Genomic DNA, 15,741 nt, shown 5'->3' with positions numbered 1-15,741 from the left:
CCAATGAAGACCTGGGAAATCTACGCCATCCGGCATGCCACGAACGAAACCCGTACGCGTGGTGTCAACTTTATCAGCGATCCCGATCCAACCGCGCCCCTGACGCTGGATTTCTTTTGCTGGGTGCTGAAAAGCGACGACGATGTCATCGTGGTCGATACCGGCATCGACCCGGCAAAGGGCGAGAGGAACGGGCATATACAGGTGATGAGCCCGCCGGACGGCTGGGCTGCGCTTGGGATCGACCCCGAGCAGGTTTCGACCGTGGTTCTGACCCACGCACATTACGATCACCTAGGTTATCTTGACGCTCTGCCGAACGCGACATTCTACATGCAAGCCGAAGAGATGGCCTATGTCACCGGCCCCTGGATGGAAAAGCCCTGCTTCCGCCATGCCTATTGGCCGGACGAAATAGCCCGGCTGGTCCATCTGCTGTATGATGGCCGCCTGCATTTGCATGGCCGTGAATTCGACGTGGCCGACGGGATCAGCGCCCACTGGGTCGGAGGCCATTGCGCCGGACAGGAGATACTGCGCATCCGGACCAAGCGGGGCTGGGTTGTGTTGGCATCTGACGCCCTGCATTATTACGAGGAATACCAACGCGGCATTCCCTTTACCGTCGCCTTCAATATTTCCGACATGATCGCGGCCCATGACCGCATCCGGGACCTGGCAGACAGCGACGATCACATCCTTCCCGCCCATGATCCAAGGCTTTTGGACCTCTATCCAGCGGTCAGCCCGGACATGGCGGGCCGTATCCTGCGTCTTGACTTGCGCCCGGAGGTTGCGTCATGAAGGGAGGCATTTTGCGCCCCTGCGACATGCCTGGGGGAGGGATTAGTGATGGAAAACCGGACGAAACACCAAACCAAGGAAGAGTACGTCGCGGATTTTCTGCGCGAAGGGATCATCTCAGGTCAGTTCCCGCGCGGCACCAAACTCAAACAGGCGCAAATCGCCGAGATGATCGGAACCTCCATCACTCCGGTCAGGGAAGCGATCAAACTTCTGGAGGCCGAGGGTTTTATTCTTGGCTCATCGCATCGTGGCGCGGTCGTGGCGCCGTTCGACATCAACGCGACGGAAGAAATCACCGATCTGCGGGTGACCCTGGAATGCAAGCTGGGCCTGAAGGCCGTCAGCCGGCTGACTCCGGAAGACATCGAAAAGCTACGCACCCTTCAGGACCAGATCGAAGACGCCTCTGCACGGGGCGACCGGGACGCGGTCCGATCCATCAACTACCGATTTCACGAGCTGATCTATATCGCGGCGGATCTGCCACAGACTCTGCGGTTCGTGCGCGCACTCTGGGCGCGGTATCCGTTCGACCTTATCAACCGGCTGGATCAACGGACCGAGCGCGCCTCGCAGGAACACCGCGAGATGCTGAGTGCCCTTATCGCCCGCGACGAGGCCGGGTTCCTACAGGCACTGCGGACGCATATCCGCTCGGCCTGGGACGAATTCAAGGCCAGCTACTCGGAATAATCCCCCGCGCCCTTTCCGGCACGGGGCCCTCCCCCAGCCTGAAAGGACACTGCAATGGCATCTGACACAATACTTCTTGTCATGGACATGTTGAACGACCTCGTTCATCCCGACGGGATGGGCGCCAGGAGCTATGTGCCCCTCATGCAGGAGCGCGGGGTCTATGACGCGACCGAGCTTGCAATCAAAAAGGCCCGGGCGGCCAGCGTGATGGTGGGCTATGTACGGGTCGGGTTCTCGCCGGATTACGCGGAATGCCCTCCGGGATCACCGGTATTCTCAAAGGCGCGGGACAACGATGTGTTCAAGCTGGGCAGTTGGGGAACCGAGGTGCTGAGCCGGTTCGCGCCCCAGCCCGGTGATCCGGACATCATCAAGCACCGTGTCAGCCCCTTTTACGCGACCAAACTTGAGCCCCTGCTGCGTGCGCAAGGCATCCGGCGGCTGGTTCTGTCGGGGGTTTCGACAAACGGTGTCGTTTCGGCGGCAGTGCGCGAAGGGCACGACCGCGACTACGAGTGTGTCCTGCTTGAGGACTGCTGCGCCGGTGCGACCCGGGAAGAACACGAGCACGCCATGTCCGGGCTGCGCCGCTATGCGCAGGTAGTCTCGGCCGCGGATGTGAGTTTCTAAAAAGACTCACCTCAGCATAATGCATTAAAATACCCGCCCACTGCGGCGCTAATGCTGCTTTTTAGGCAAAAATAGGTGAAATATGAGAAAACAGGTGAATATTCGACTCTTGACTGCCTTAAAAATAATGCATTATATTAAATGCAACCACGCAAAACGCTGAAATTCGACATCAGACAGATAAGGAGACCCCAACAGTGACAACCGCAGAGAAAAGCAAGGAAGATGAAGCCAAGGGCATGGGAGGCGCACCCGCCGAAGGCAAAATCACCGACGAAGCGATTGCCGCCGCAGAAAAAATGGTTGGCCTTCAGTTGCGCCCCGAGGGTCCGTACCTTCAGGACGCGACCTCGGACACGCTGCGCAACTGGTGCAACGGCATCGGTGACCTCAACCCGCTCTACCGCGATCCGGGCTATGGCGCCGCATCGCGTTACGGCACGCAGCTGGGTCACCCGATGTTTCCGATGGCACTTGGCTGGATCGGTCGTACCCGCTGGGGCCTGCCGGGCGTACATGGCTTCTACGCCGGCAACGACTGGGAAATCTTCCGCCACATCCGCCCCGGCGACCGGGTCAACGCGGTCGAACGCGTGATCGGTATCGACGTCAAGGAAAGCAAGTTCTCGGGCCGCCTGGTACTTCAATACGTCGAGGCAACCTATTTCAACCAACACGGCGATATGTTGTCCCGCGCACTTGGCACCTGCACCCGCCACGAACGCAAGGCAGCGCGGGACGCGGGCAAGTACAAGGACATCACCACCTACGAGTACACACAGGAAGAATTCGAACAGCTCGATGCATGCATCATGGAAGAACCCATGAATATCCGCGGCTCCAAGGTGCGTTACTGGGAAGACGTGACCGAAGGCGAAAGCCTTGACACCATCGTGCGTGGCCCGCTTTCGCTGATGGATACCATGGGCTTCCTCGTCGGTTCCGGTCGTGGTCACACGCATGGCGTGGTGTTCCAGAACGCGATGAAGCACCCCGGCCATTTCTTCCGCAACCCCGAAGCGGGCGGCGGCATTGAATACACCGGCATCGGCCACCATCGCGAAAGCACCGCCAAGGAAGTCGGCGTGCCCGGCGTCTATGACTACGGTCCGCAGCGGTCATCCTGGATGGCATCCCTTGTCACCAACTGGATGGGCGATGCGGGCTTCCTCAAGCGCGTCCGCACCGAGATGCGCCGCTTCAACACCATGGGTGACAGCACATGGTGCAAGGGCAAGGTGTCGAAGAAATACATCAAGGACGGTCACGCCCTGGTCGACATCGAAATCTGGGGGGAAAACCAGCGCGGTGAGGTCACGACCCCCGGCATCGCCACCGTCGCCCTTCAGTCGCGCGATCCCGAGTTGCAGGTGTTCGTCGACTGCGGAGACCTTGAGCTGGACCTCCCGGTCGTTCGCTGAGGAAAGGAGCCCTGCCATGTCCGACAAGCCTCTCACGGGCCTTCGAGTCATCGAACGCGCCTCTGGCGTGGCTGCGGCACAGGCCGGGCGCCTGATGTGCCAGATGGGTGCCGAGGTCATCATGGCCGAACCGACAGGCGGCACCCCCATCCGGGAGGAGCCCCCTCTCCTCCCCGGTGGCCAGAGTGCGCTGTTCACCTACCTGTCTGCCGGCAAGTGCAGTGTGATCTGCGACCCGTCAAACCCGGGCTTTCGCGAGGACATGGAGAAACTCCTGGCGGAGGCCGACATTTTCATCGACGACACGCCAGTCGCAGATCGCGCGGGGCTGGGACTGGACGAAGCAAGGATCGCCAAAGCGCATCCGGATCTTGTACACCTCTCGGTGCTTCCCTACGGCGCATACGGGCCGAAAGCCGGGTGGAAGGGTGAGGAACTCAACCTGATCCATGCGGGCGGTGAAGGTTTCCTGCTGCCCAATGGTCTTTCGGCCGATCTTTTTCCCGATCGCCCTCCTCTCAAGATCGCTGGACATTTCGCCGAGATGCAAGGCGGCACCACGGCGGCAATGGCCGCGCTGGCCGCGCTTTGGGCCGGCAAGGGCCAGTTCGTGGATGCCTCGGTTCAGGACGCGAATGTCGCGGTCGGGGCCTTTGGAATCCAGCGTTTTGGCGATGGTTCGGTCGAACACCGGCTGACCCGGTCGTTCAAGTTCGGCGGCGTGATAGAATGCGCGGACGGTTATGTCGAGCTGCTGACGCTTGAGTCGCGCCAGTGGGAGGGCCTGCTTGATCTGCTTGGGGCTGATGACTGGGCGCAGGACCCCGGCCTTGCCGACGAGGTCGGACGCAGCGCACGAGGCGGCGAAATCAATGAACGCATCCGCAGTTGGGCACGACACCAAAAGGTCGAGGATCTGGTATCCAAGGCGCAGACCCGCGGCGTACCCATGGCGCGCTACAATGCGCCGGAACATGTGCTGACCGGCCTCCAGGAAACGGCGCGAGGCATCTTCGCCACGCTCGAAACGCCGGACGGCCCCGTGAAAGTGCAATCCCTGCCATTCCGCTTTGGGCCAGACGCCCTGCCGGTCAGCGAAACAATCGCCAGTCCCGGCGCTGACCAGTCTATCCTGACTGGCGACAATGATCGAAGGGCCTCTGCATGAAACCCCTCGCCGGCCTCCGCATAGCCGATTTTACCGTACACGCCGCAGGGCCATTCTGCACCCATATGCTCAGCCAGATGGGCGCTGAGGTGATCAAGGTCGAAACCGCGCTGCGCCCCGATATTTTCCGCAAGCCACACGCGGTCTATGGTCGCCAGGGCCCCGCGACTTTTGACCAGGTCTCGTCAAACAAGCTTTCTGTTCGGCTGAACCTTAAACATCCCGATGGCGTTGCGCTGGCGAAAAAGCTGGTCACCATCGCCGATGTCGCCGCCGAGAGTTTTCGCGCGGGGGTAATGGCGCGGCTGGGTCTGGGATATGAAGCCCTGCACCAAGCAAAACCCGATATCGTCATGGTTTCCGTTTCGTCCTCGGGGCAGACGGGCCCCGAAAGCCATTTCGCAGGATATGCCCCCCTGTTCGGCGCATGGGGCGGGCTGGGCTATCTGTCGGGCCATGCCGACGGGCCGCCGGTCGAGATGCGCCACGTCATGGACCACTCGGTCGGGATGCATGCAGCACTGGCCACATTGGCGGCATTGCATCGCCGCCGCCGAACGGGCCTTGGTTGCCATGTGGATGTCGCCGCGCGCGAGGTCGCCTCGTCGCTGGTTGGTGATGCGCTGACTGCGGCTTCGGCGAGTGTGACCGTTGGCAGGATGGGCAATGACGACATGACCCGCGCGCCGCACGGGTTGTTCCCCACCGCCGACGCGGACCGCTGGCTTTCGATCGCGGTGTCGGGCGATGAGGAATGGCAGAAACTGGCCGGGATCATAGGACAGCCGCACCTTGGACACGACCCCCGTTACGCCACGCAGCCCTGCCGCCACGAGAACCGCCGGGATCTGGATGATCCCATTGCAGCCTGGACCGGCGCACAAAAGGGCGAGACGACCGCGGAACTGCTTCAGGCGGCAGGGATCGCCGCGCATCTTTCGTGGGCTGCGTCGGATATTGTGTCGGACCCGCACATGAGGGCTCGGGGCTCCATCATCGAAGTCACCGAAACCAACGGTCATCTTCGCGCCGCTGTAGGCCGTCCCGCCCGATTTGCCGGGGATGATGCGCCCGGAATCACACGCGGCACCCCCGCCCTTGGTGGCGACGAGGCTTACGTTTATGGCGAACTTCTGGGCCTCAGCCGGGCTCGGATCAATGCCCTGATCGATGACAAGGCAATATATTGAAGGATTCACGATGACCACACCCCCCGATTACTCCGAAGCCGTCGGCCGCACCGAAAGCCATGTGCAGATGATCTCGGCGGATCGCGCAGCCGGTCTGGCCGCGACGCTGGACCTGGACAACGCCCCGGCGGATGGCGACCCGCTTCCACCGGGCTGGCACTGGCTTTACTTCAATCCTTTCGTTCAGCGCCGCAATGTGGGTTCGGATGGGCATCCCAGGCGTGGTGGCTTCTTGCCTGACGTCGGCCTTCCCCGCCGCATGTGGGCCGGCGGACGGGTGGTCTACAACGCGCCGCTGATCATCGGGAAAGAGACCGGGAAGACCAGTGAAATTCTTGCCGTGAAGGCAAAGTCCGGTCGTGCGGGGCAGCTTGTTTTCGTGACGGTGCGGCATCGACTTTCGCAGGACGGCACAGTCTGCATCGAGGAAGAACAGGATATCGTCTATCGCGAGGCCGCCGCCCCCGGCGCGCCCAAGCCCGAACCGACACCCGCCCCCGACGGCGCCACCCGGTCCGAAACGGTCACACCGGACCCGGTGCTGCTTTTCCGTTATTCCGCGCTGACCTCGAACGGACACCGGATTCACTATGACCGCGAGTATGCGCGTGACGAAGAGGATTATCGCGACCTGGTCGTGCATGGCCCGCTGACCGCGACCCTGTTGCAAGCCTTTGCCACCGCCGCACAGGGCGAACGGTTGGCGCGGTTCGATTTCCGCGGCATGGCCCCCCTGTTCGTCGACCGCTCTTTCACCCTGGAAGCCGGGGCCGGGAAAGACGGCGCACTGCAACTCTGGGCCAAGGGGCCGGATGGCGAACTTGCCATGCAGGCCAGCGCCGTGGTCGAGCCCGCGCCATGAGGATGCCGCGCAGCTATCTTTTCGTTCCCGGTCGCATGCCCGAGCGGTTCACCAAGGCCGCAGGTTCGGGTGCCGATGCCATCATCCTTGACCTTGAGGATGCGGTCGGCCCCGAGGCAAAACCCGAGGCGCGCGCGAACGTTGTGCGCTGGTTCGGCTCTGGCGGGACAGGGGTTGTGCGCATCAACGGGATGGAAAGCCCGTGGTTTGACGACGACCTTGCCGCGCTCGCCTCGTGCGATGCCACGGCGATCATGGTGCCCAAGGCCACGCCGGAAAGTCTTGCGGCTGTGGCCGAAAAGCTGCCGGGGCGTGCACTTGTCGCGCTGATAGAAACCGCAGAGGGTCTTGCCGCGCTTCGCCTTTCGGTCACTTGCCCCGGTGTGGTCCGCCTTGCCTTTGGCAATCTCGACTTTGGCGCGGACACCCGGATTCCGGGAACCGGCGCCATCCTTGATCCCGCCCGTTTTGAAATCGTGCTGGCGTCGCGCCTTGGCGGGCTGGCGCAGCCGATTGACGGCGTCACAGCCGAGTTGAAGGATGCGGGCATACTGGGCGAAGAAGTCGCGCGGTCCCGCATGCTTGGATTTGGGGCAAAGCTGTGTATTCATCCCGCACAAGTCATGGCCACGAACGAGGAGTTCAGGCCCTCCGAGGCCGAGGTCGACTGGGCCACGCGCGTCCTGTCAGCCTTGTCAGAGGCGGCCGGGTCTGTTGTGCAGGTCGATGGCAAGATGGTCGACCGCCCGGTGATCGAACGCGCAAGACAGGTTTTGGCCGACGCAGGCCAGGCCGCAGAATGATCCCCCTGCCCGACGCCGGCAAGGCATTGCGCGGGAACGGCAAAAACCGGTCAGGCGAAATAACCGCTGACCAAGCTCCGGACACAGGATGATAACTTCAGCCAAGGTCTCGGGGAGGTGGCCATGGAACACACGATTATCGGAGTCCTGACAGCCGGCCTGATGGCCTGTGGAAATGCCCGAGCAGAGGACATTCTCTTTGGGTTGGGGTGACGCTGGCGAGTCCGGGAGTATGCGATTTCCGCTGTCGCTGCGCAACGTCGAGGATCTGCTCCACGAACGCAGGATAGACGTCAGCCATAGTGCCATCCGGTTTTGGGGACACCGGTTTGGCCCGAAATTCGCATCCGAAATCCAACGCTCCCGTCTTCAGAGAATGCGGGCCGGCAGTGTCAGAAGAACCCCACTTGCAGCACCTTTCACGCCACTCCGCCCCGCGAGCATGGCCAGGTGCACACCGTTCAAGAACGGCAAAACCAGCCCCGAGATCATCCGCTCGTAAAGGCCAGAATCGCGCCCGATCCCGGCACTTGCGTCCATGATGGGCGCAAGTTTCCCGAACACCCCCGATTTTCGTACAAAACCCGCGTACACTTCGTACGTTTCGTACAAAACCCCACCCCGCCCGATCGCCCCCAAAATCACGCGCCATCTTTCGGCGCAGACCTGATTCTGGCCAATATTGACCGACGGGTGACCCGTCGCTGCCCGAACAATCGCGCCGGGAAGCCACACCTGCCATTCCCACGAGAACACGCCATATCCCGCTTCCTGCGCCTGCGAAATTTGCAACAACTCGCCGCCGGCTTTCAACCGCTTCAATCAGGAACGCAGCCTCTCAAGTCGGCGCATTTTCAAGCGAAACCACACCGCCGCCCTTACCGAGTGGCGCGGTCTTTATACAGCACAAGGGACAACGTCCCTGACCTGGCTGAAACCAGACCGAATTCATCTGATGCTAATTGGGAAAGTGCTATCTAACCTTTCCACACGCAACTTGCCGTTCGTCAAATCACTATGAAACAGAACAATCAAAACCCAACAAATCTTGCCGGACGGCGCTCCGCAAACGCGCGGCGGCCCTCAAGATAATCCTCACTGTCAAAGGCCGCCTTTATCAGGTCTTCCAGTTCGGCCTTGCGCGTTTCCACAGATCCATCCGCCAGCGCATTGAGAATCGCCTTGTTACCAGCCTGCGAGAGCGGCGCATTGGCAGCGAGCGCCCCAAGCCATGCCCGAGCGGTAGCCACAGCCTCTCCGTCTGTCAGTTGATCGACCAGCCCAAGCTCGCAAGCCCTCTCGCAACCAAAGATATCGCCTTCGAAAAGGATGCGCTTCGAAGCGGTCGTACCAATTCGCTCAGTCAAGATACGACAGTCGAGAATGCTGTAGACGAGCCCCAAACGCCCTGCGGGAATGCCCATCTTCGCATCCTTACCGGCCACCCGGAAATCGCAGGCCAGCGCGAGGCTCAAGCCGCCGCCCACCGCATACCCCGAAATCGCCGCACAAACTGGGCGGGGGCAATTACGAATGGCAAGAACCGTTTCGTCATTGATCCGGTCGTATTCAATACCCTGCTCTGCGGTAGCGCGGACAGTATCAAATTCGGAGATGTCGGCGCCGGTACAGAAACTGCCCCCTGCGCCTGTCAGTACCACGCCGCGCACGGCGGAATTTTCCCCAGCCTTCGCAAATATCTCCCCCAGTGCACGCCACATGGCGAGTGACATGGCGTTCTTCTTGGCCGGGCGGTTGAGCGTGATCGTCAGGATACCTTGGTCATCAAGCTCCTGCAGTATGTACGCATCTTGTTCGTCAGTCATCGGTCTCTTCCTCGAGCATGATCATCTTCTTGCAGGGTAATACATCTCATGCTACAAAATGTCCACTGTATACAAAATCCCAAATACAAAAAGGAGGACATCATGAGAGCGCTAGAAGGCCTGAAGGTAATTGAACTGGCCAGCTTCATTGCGGGCCCTTACTGCGCGATGACACTCGCTGACCAAGGGGCGGACGTCATCAAGATTGAGCGCCCCGGCGTGGGCGACGAAAATCGTACCGAACCGCCTTTCGTGAATGGCGAAAGTGCGCCCTTCATGCTTTGGAACCGCAACAAACGATCTCTCGTCCTCAATCTCAAAGATCCCAACGATAAGGCGCGCTTTCTCGAACTGGCCGATCAGGCCGACGTACTGATCGAGAACTACCGATCCGGCGCGATGGAACGTCTGGGTCTCGGGTATGACACGTTATCGCAACGCAACCCGCGCTTAGTCTATGCCTCCATCTCCGGTTATGGCCGCGAGGGCGACTTCTCCACCAAAGGCGGGTTCGATCTCGTCCTGCAGGGTTTCACCGGACTGATGGCTCTGACCGGCCCAGAAGATCAGGGCCCACACCGCATGCCTATCCCGGTCTGCGACATCACTGCCGGCATGCAACTGGCGATCGGCGTGCTGACAGCCCTACAGGCGCGCGAACGTACCGGGCGCGGCCAGCGGGTGGAATCCTCGCTCTTCGAAGCTGGCCTTTCGCTCCAGCTCTACGAAGCCGCCGGTGTATTCGCCAATAATGAACCACCTGAACGTCTCGGCCAGCGCCACCGCGGTGTCGCCCCCTATCAGATATTTCCCACCAGCACCGATCACATCACCATAGGCGTGGCCCAACAGAATTTCTGGAAACAGCTCTGTGCCCTGATCGACCGCGAGGATCTCATCGACGATCCGCGCTTTGAGAACAATGCCGCACGGATGGAGAACATCCTTGAACTGGTACCTTTACTAGAAACCGAACTCATCAAGCGGCCGGCAGACTACTGGCTCGAGGCGCTCGAAGCGGTCGGCGTGCCCTGCGGTGTGATTCAGACCACCGACCGCGCTCTCGCACATCCTCTGGCCAGGCAGCGTCAGATGGTTTTGCCCATCTCACACCCGGTCGCGGGCGAACACAAGACGCTCGGCATCCCCATCAAGCTCTGGGACACGCCCGGAGCGGTGGTCCGCCATGCCCCGCTCCTGGGGGAGCACAATCACGAACGTGACACACTCTGGAAGAACTCGCCCGACCAGGTGCGGTCAGGCGCAGAAGGATGATCGGAATGGATAATCAACTCAACGACGCCCCCAATTCCCGCCATGCTGTCGACGTGAAGAGGATGTTGCATCCCTACACCGATGCACGCGCTCACGAAAAAGCCGGACCACTCATTATCACGGACGGCAGTGGCGTCGAGGTCTTCGATAACCAAGGCAAGAGCTATATCGAGGCGATGGCCGGCCTGTGGAGCGTTGCTGTAGGCTTCGGCGAAAAGCGCTTGGTCGACGCAGCCACGCGGCAAATGTCAAGCTTACCCTACTACCACACCTTCTCCCACAAATCGAACGAGCCCGCGATCGATCTCGCAGACCGCCTTGTGGCCATGACCGGTCGAAAGATGGAGAAAGTGTTCTTCACCAATTCCGGATCCGAGGCCAATGATACAGTGGTGAAGCTCCTCTGGTATCGCAACAATGCCCTGGGTCAGCCCGAGCGCAAGAAGATCATCTCGCGTAAACGTGGCTATCATGGCATCACCATCGCTGCGGGCAGCATGACAGGTATCCCAATGAACCACGGCGGTTTTGACCTTCCACTGCCCGGGTTCCACCATCTCACCTGCCCACATTTCTACCGCGAGGGGTTCGAGGGCGAGACCGAAGCCGAGTTCACGGAGCGGCTGGCGCAAGAGCTGGAAGAACTGATCGAGCGCGAAGGATCTGAAACCATAGCAGGTTTCATCGGAGAGCCGCTGATGTCGGCCGGTGGCGTGGTGCCGCCTCCCGCAGGCTACTGGCGGCGCGTGCAGGAGATTTGCCGCAAGCATGAGATCGTAGTGATCGCCGACGAGGTGATCACCGGTTTCGGGCGCCTTGGCACCCGTTTCGGCAGTGATTACTACGATATCGAGCCCGATATCATGGTCATGTCGAAACAGCTTACCTCTTCCTATCAGCCGCTTGCGGCTATCGTGATGACCGATGACATCTATCAGCCGGTTGCCGACCAGAGCTCAAGCATAGGTGCCTTTGGCCACGGCTTCACCGCCAGCGGCCATCCCGTCGCCACCGCCGTCGCGCTCGAAAATCTGGATATCATCGAAGAGCGCGACCTTATCGGCAACGCAGCACGCCTCGCGCCCATGCTACAGGCAAAATTGCGGGAGTTCTCAGACCACGCGCTGGTGGGCGAGGTGCGCGGCGAAGGTTTTATCGCTGCAGTCGAGCTCGTCGCCAATAAGACCAGCCGCTCACCTTTCGACCCGGTCGGCGTTGTAGGACGAGAGCTCGCAGCCCACGCCCACGCCGCGGGGCTCATCATCCGTGCCATCGGCGACACCATCGCCTTCTGCCCACCGCTCATCGCGACGGAAGAGGACGTAACCAAAATCATCACTCGTTTCGGTTTGGCACTCGACGCCACGACGCGCACATTGCCTTGACAGGCACAGAACCACCACTCGCAAAAATGACAAAGGGCGCCGAAACATCCGGCGCCCTTTTCGCATGGCTTCACTGCTTCAGCCGATCAGCCGCTTCCCGATATGTTCACCAATGGGCAACGCCGAGGTGGCGGCCGGGGACGGTGCATTGCAGACATGAAGGGTGTGTCGGGTTTCGCGGAAAAGAAAATCCTCGACCATCCGACCATCACGCCATACTGCCTGCGCCCGGATGCCGGGCCGATAGCGCTCCAGATCACCAGGCTCGATTGTGGGGCAATAGGCCTGCACGCGCTTAAGATAGAGTCTTCGAAGCATCGAGGCAGAGAGTTCGCTCATCGCTGAGCTGGCGTTGGATTTCAACAACCGCCAAAATCCGGGATACCCTATGGTCGAAGCCAGGTCGCGCATGTTGAACGCTCCGCGCTCATAGCCTTCGCGTGAGAACGCCAGCACGGCATTCGGCCCGACAGTGAAACCACCATCCATTTTGCGCGTAAGGTGCACTCCGAGAAATGGCCGCGCCGGATCTGGCACCGGGTAGATCAGGTGCCGCACCAGATTTTCGTTCTGGTTGCGGATGCGGAAGTACTCGCCCCGAAACGGAATGATCCGGAAATCCACCTCCGCCCCGAACTGTCGGGCCATCCTGTCGGCCCAGAGCCCGGCACAGAAGACGGCTTTGCCAGCCGCGATGCGGCCCCGGGACGTCTCCAGCGTTACACCTGCCTCCGCTTCGCTGCCACCGGTCACGCAAGTACCAGTTCGGATTTCACCGCCAGCCTCGATGATCTCCATCGCCATCCGGTGAGCCACCTTGGCGAAATCGACGATCCCGGTCGAGGGTGACAGGAGCGCGCCTGCCGAGTGGATCGCCGGTTCGAGTTTCCGCGCCTCGGCACGGCTCAAGCGCTCGATCTTAATGCCGTTCTCATGCGCCCGTGTTCCCAGCGCCTCAAGCCGATCTCGCTCCTGCGCGTTTACTGCGACGATGAGCTTGCCGCACACCCGGTAGGGAATATCACGGGTGTCGCAATAAGCGCGCATTCGACTCCTGCCTTCGGCACAGAACCGCGCCTTGAGACTGCCGGGCGTATAATAGACCCCGGCATGAATGACGCCCGAATTGCGCCCGGTCTGGTGAAGGGCGATCTGCGCTTCCTTCTCGAGCACCAGCACCCGCGCGCCCGGTTGACGGCGCTGCACATCCAGCGCAGTTGCAAGGCCAACAATACCGCCTCCTACGATCACCACGTCGAAACACTCCATTATTCAGTCCTTTCTGTTCAACGCATCAGCAGGTTCGGCAGCCACATCGTCAATCCCGGCACCAACGCGATGGCGAAAGCACAAAAGAGCAGCGCCGCGAAGTAAGGCAGGATCGCCTTGGTGTAGGTGCCCACGCTGATCCCAGAGATGGAATTGACGAGGAACATGCAGAGCCCCACCGGCGGCGTAATCAGCCCCAGCATCGTACTGAACACTACCGTCACACCGAGATGAATCGGGTCCATCATCAATGCCGGAGCGAGCGACAGGAGAATGGGCACGATCAGGATGATGAGCACCACCGTCTCGATCACCAGCCCAAGCAGCACGAGCAGCAAAACCACGAGACAGCGCAAAATTAGTGGATCCGACGAGATCGACATCAATCCGGAAGCCAGCATGCTGCTGAAGTTTTCCCGGATCAAAATCCAGCCGAAGACGTTCGACACAGCGATCACGAACATAATCATCGCTGTCATTTTCGCCGCCGAGAGCAGTATGGCCGGAAGCTGCTGCAACTTGAGTTGCCGGAAGATCACAAGCTCGAGGAGCAGCGCATAGAAGACCGCAATGGCCGCAGCTTCCACCGGCGTGAATATCCCGCCGACAATCCCGCCCACGATTATGAGTGGCAATAGCAGGTCCAGCGCGGCGATACGCAGTGCCCGAAAGAAATCTGACGCCACGAACTTCTCACGCGTGCGGTAATTGCCCCGGCGCGAGGTCAGGTAAACCGTCAGGATCAGAATCAGGGTCATCACAATCCCGGGCAGTACCCCACCTATAAAGAGTTGCCCGATGGAGACCTGTGCGACCGAGCCATAGATCACAAAGGGTACGCTCGGCGGAAAGATCGGGCCGATCACCGAGGAGGCAGAGGTCACGACCGCGCTGAGCGGAGCCGGATAGCCCGACTTCTTCATCGCCGGGATCATCGTTGCGCCCTGCCCTGCGGCGTCAGCCGTGGCCGAGCCGGACATCCCTGCCATCAGGAGGCTCGAGAGCACGTTGACCTGCGCAAGTCCACCCCGGACGTGGCCGATTACAGTATCCGACAGATGCAGGAGTCGTCCCATGATACCGCCCGCGTTCATAATCGTTCCTGCCAACATGAAGAGCGGCGCGGCCAGGAGCGGAAAGGAATCCGCTCCCGAGACCATCCGTTGCCCCGCCACCATCCATGGCGTGCCAGAAACAATCATGTAGACCGCCGAGGCCGCTGCGATTGAAAACGCGATGGGAACGCCAATTAGCGTCAGAAGGAAGAAGAGACCAATGACAAGCTCAATCTCCATCACAGATCTCCTCGCCCGCACCGGTGAACAGAATACGGATCTCCCCCCAAAGCTGCACCACAACGACGATGCAGGTCAGAGCCGCCCCGACCGGGAGCGAACCGTAGACAAACCGCATGCTGAGCCCCAGGGCCGGCGAAAGCTGCGTGCCCGTACGGGCGACGTCGTAACCGGCCTTGGTGATGAAAATAAGCACCGCAAGCACAATCACGCTCTTGATCGCCTCAAGAGCGGCGCGCGGGCGCAGCGGCAACTGGTCCGAGAGCCACGTCACTCCGATGTGGTCACGGGTTACTTGCACCGTGACAGCTCCGATAAAGGTAATCCAGATGAGCAGGAAACGCGCTAGCTCCTCCGTCCAGAACGGCGGAGAAGAGAGCAAGTAGCGCATGACTACCTGAGCGAAGACACACAGCGCCAACCCGGCAAGCGCCAGGAGAATGGCCGTATGCAGACCTCGCACAAGAAGCGCCGGAAGAGTCAGCCGAGTCATCGCAGCACCTCCTTGAGGTGGATCGCCCCGCAGAGCGGCACATCACCGGCGCCAACACTGGCCGCTACCAGCATCTCCGCCTGTGATTTGGACCATGCAACACTACGGCGGGTCTCGAGATCGACATGGATCGAAAGCTGTTCCAGCGTGGCCACGGGCAAGTCATCGGGCGCGCGAGAGAGTGCATGCACGTAATGAATGCGCTTGGCATCGGCCCCGACGAGCCGCGAACGCAGCGTCACGAGTTGACCTTCATGGGCTTCACCCAGGTAGCGCACATGCGCCGCCAAGGCAAAAGTGCTGCGATTCTCGGCTCGGACATAGGCTTCTCCCAGCCTCAGCCAATCCAGCAGATTGTCCGTCGCCAGATCGAAGAGATAAGTAATCCAGGTGACGTTCAGATGCCCATTGTAATCCGTCCAATCCGAAATGATTCGCGTTTGCAGTTCCTGCAGTGACGGTTTTTTCCCTGTCTTTTCCGGTTTTTCACTCACGGCTTTCCCCATTTCCTTGGCTTTTTCGGTTGGTTTTCTAAATTTTGTATTTTTGCATTCTGTATACAGTAGATAAAGTTCTCAATACTTGCTATCAATTCCTCATCCCGGCCAATGCAGCCGGGAC

General features: G+C 60.4%; 16 protein-coding genes and 1 pseudogene. 11 read left to right on the top strand and 6 right to left on the bottom strand.

The window, feature by feature from the left end; all coding sequences use genetic code 11:
* The first annotated feature begins 3 nt into the window (after positions 1-3).
* The 9 genes and pseudogenes from BUB53_RS06950 to BUB53_RS23490 form a co-directional block, all read left to right on the top strand.
* Positions 4-804 (top strand): N-acyl homoserine lactonase family protein, encoded by an 801-nt coding sequence (locus BUB53_RS06950; RefSeq protein WP_073033971.1) that lies wholly within the window; start codon positions 4-6, stop codon positions 802-804.
* Positions 805-852: 48 nt separating this feature from the next.
* Positions 853-1,500, top strand: coding sequence for a GntR family transcriptional regulator (locus tag BUB53_RS06945; protein WP_073033970.1), 648 nt, complete (start codon positions 853-855; stop codon positions 1,498-1,500).
* A 54-nt stretch (positions 1,501-1,554) separates the two neighbouring features.
* Entirely contained in the window at positions 1,555-2,133 is a 579-nt protein-coding gene (locus BUB53_RS06940) for a cysteine hydrolase family protein (protein ID WP_073033969.1), read from the top strand.
* A 197-nt stretch (positions 2,134-2,330) separates the two neighbouring features.
* Positions 2,331-3,554 carry an FAS1-like dehydratase domain-containing protein gene (locus tag BUB53_RS06935; protein ID WP_200797779.1) on the top strand — a complete coding sequence of 408 codons (1,224 nt, stop codon included), beginning with the start codon at positions 2,331-2,333 and terminating at the stop codon, positions 3,552-3,554.
* A gap of 16 nt (positions 3,555-3,570) precedes the next feature.
* On the top strand, positions 3,571-4,722 hold the full coding sequence (locus tag BUB53_RS06930) for a CoA transferase (protein WP_073033968.1): 1,152 nt from the start codon (positions 3,571-3,573) through the stop codon (positions 4,720-4,722).
* Positions 4,719-5,912 (top strand): CaiB/BaiF CoA transferase family protein, encoded by a 1,194-nt coding sequence (locus BUB53_RS06925; RefSeq protein WP_073033967.1) that lies wholly within the window; start codon positions 4,719-4,721, stop codon positions 5,910-5,912. The genes BUB53_RS06930 and BUB53_RS06925 overlap by 4 nt, the downstream gene beginning before the upstream one ends.
* Before the next feature lie 10 nt (positions 5,913-5,922).
* A complete protein-coding gene (locus tag BUB53_RS06920; RefSeq protein ID WP_073033966.1) occupies positions 5,923-6,774 on the top strand; it encodes an HTD2 family dehydratase in 852 nt (283 codons plus the stop codon).
* Positions 6,771-7,577 (top strand): HpcH/HpaI aldolase/citrate lyase family protein, encoded by an 807-nt coding sequence (locus tag BUB53_RS06915; RefSeq protein WP_073033965.1) that lies wholly within the window; start codon positions 6,771-6,773, stop codon positions 7,575-7,577. Before BUB53_RS06920 ends, BUB53_RS06915 begins: the two co-directional genes overlap by 4 nt.
* A gap of 232 nt (positions 7,578-7,809) precedes the next feature.
* Positions 7,810-7,968, top strand: a pseudogene (locus BUB53_RS23490) (IS6 family transposase); the annotation flags it as partial.
* On the opposite strand, the gene BUB53_RS22735 reads toward BUB53_RS23490, so the two are convergent.
* Entirely contained in the window at positions 7,947-8,399 is a 453-nt protein-coding gene (locus BUB53_RS22735; protein WP_159437771.1) for a hypothetical protein, read from the bottom strand. The pseudogene BUB53_RS23490 and the gene BUB53_RS22735 overlap by 22 nt on opposite strands.
* A 209-nt stretch (positions 8,400-8,608) precedes the next feature.
* Positions 8,609-9,403 carry an enoyl-CoA hydratase/isomerase family protein gene (locus BUB53_RS06905; RefSeq protein WP_073033964.1) on the bottom strand — a complete coding sequence of 265 codons (795 nt, stop codon included), beginning with the start codon at positions 9,401-9,403 and terminating at the stop codon, positions 8,609-8,611.
* Between the two features lie 102 nt (positions 9,404-9,505).
* Between BUB53_RS06905 and BUB53_RS06900 the strand changes: the two genes are divergently transcribed.
* Both BUB53_RS06900 and BUB53_RS06895 read left to right on the top strand, forming a co-directional pair.
* Positions 9,506-10,678, top strand: coding sequence for a CaiB/BaiF CoA transferase family protein (locus BUB53_RS06900; protein WP_073033963.1), 1,173 nt, complete (start codon positions 9,506-9,508; stop codon positions 10,676-10,678).
* A 5-nt stretch (positions 10,679-10,683) separates the two neighbouring features.
* Positions 10,684-12,063 carry an aspartate aminotransferase family protein gene (locus BUB53_RS06895; protein WP_073034055.1) on the top strand — a complete coding sequence of 460 codons (1,380 nt, stop codon included), beginning with the start codon at positions 10,684-10,686 and terminating at the stop codon, positions 12,061-12,063.
* Positions 12,064-12,141: 78 nt separating this feature from the next.
* Here the strand turns inward: BUB53_RS06895 and lhgO are convergent, their stop codons facing one another.
* From lhgO to BUB53_RS06875, 4 genes are read right to left on the bottom strand one after another with little or no spacing between them, the layout of a single operon-like run.
* Entirely contained in the window at positions 12,142-13,332 is a 1,191-nt protein-coding gene (gene lhgO, locus BUB53_RS06890; protein WP_073033962.1) for an L-2-hydroxyglutarate oxidase, read from the bottom strand.
* A gap of 17 nt (positions 13,333-13,349) precedes the next feature.
* Positions 13,350-14,627 carry a TRAP transporter large permease gene (locus BUB53_RS06885; protein ID WP_073033961.1) on the bottom strand — a complete coding sequence of 426 codons (1,278 nt, stop codon included), beginning with the start codon at positions 14,625-14,627 and terminating at the stop codon, positions 13,350-13,352.
* Positions 14,617-15,120, bottom strand: coding sequence for a TRAP transporter small permease (locus BUB53_RS06880; RefSeq protein WP_073033960.1), 504 nt, complete (start codon positions 15,118-15,120; stop codon positions 14,617-14,619). Before BUB53_RS06880 ends, BUB53_RS06885 begins: the two co-directional genes overlap by 11 nt.
* Complete coding sequence (locus BUB53_RS06875; RefSeq protein WP_159437770.1) at positions 15,117-15,614, bottom strand: thioesterase family protein; 498 nt, start codon at positions 15,612-15,614, stop codon at positions 15,117-15,119. The genes BUB53_RS06880 and BUB53_RS06875 overlap by 4 nt, the downstream gene beginning before the upstream one ends.
* Positions 15,615-15,741 lie beyond the last annotated feature (127 nt).

The organism is Roseovarius pacificus (assembly GCF_900142665.1).
GTDB lineage: Bacteria > Pseudomonadota > Alphaproteobacteria > Rhodobacterales > Rhodobacteraceae > Roseovarius > Roseovarius pacificus.
Note: the sequence above shows the minus strand (reverse complement) of the source record. Positions and strands in the feature narration are given on the sequence as shown.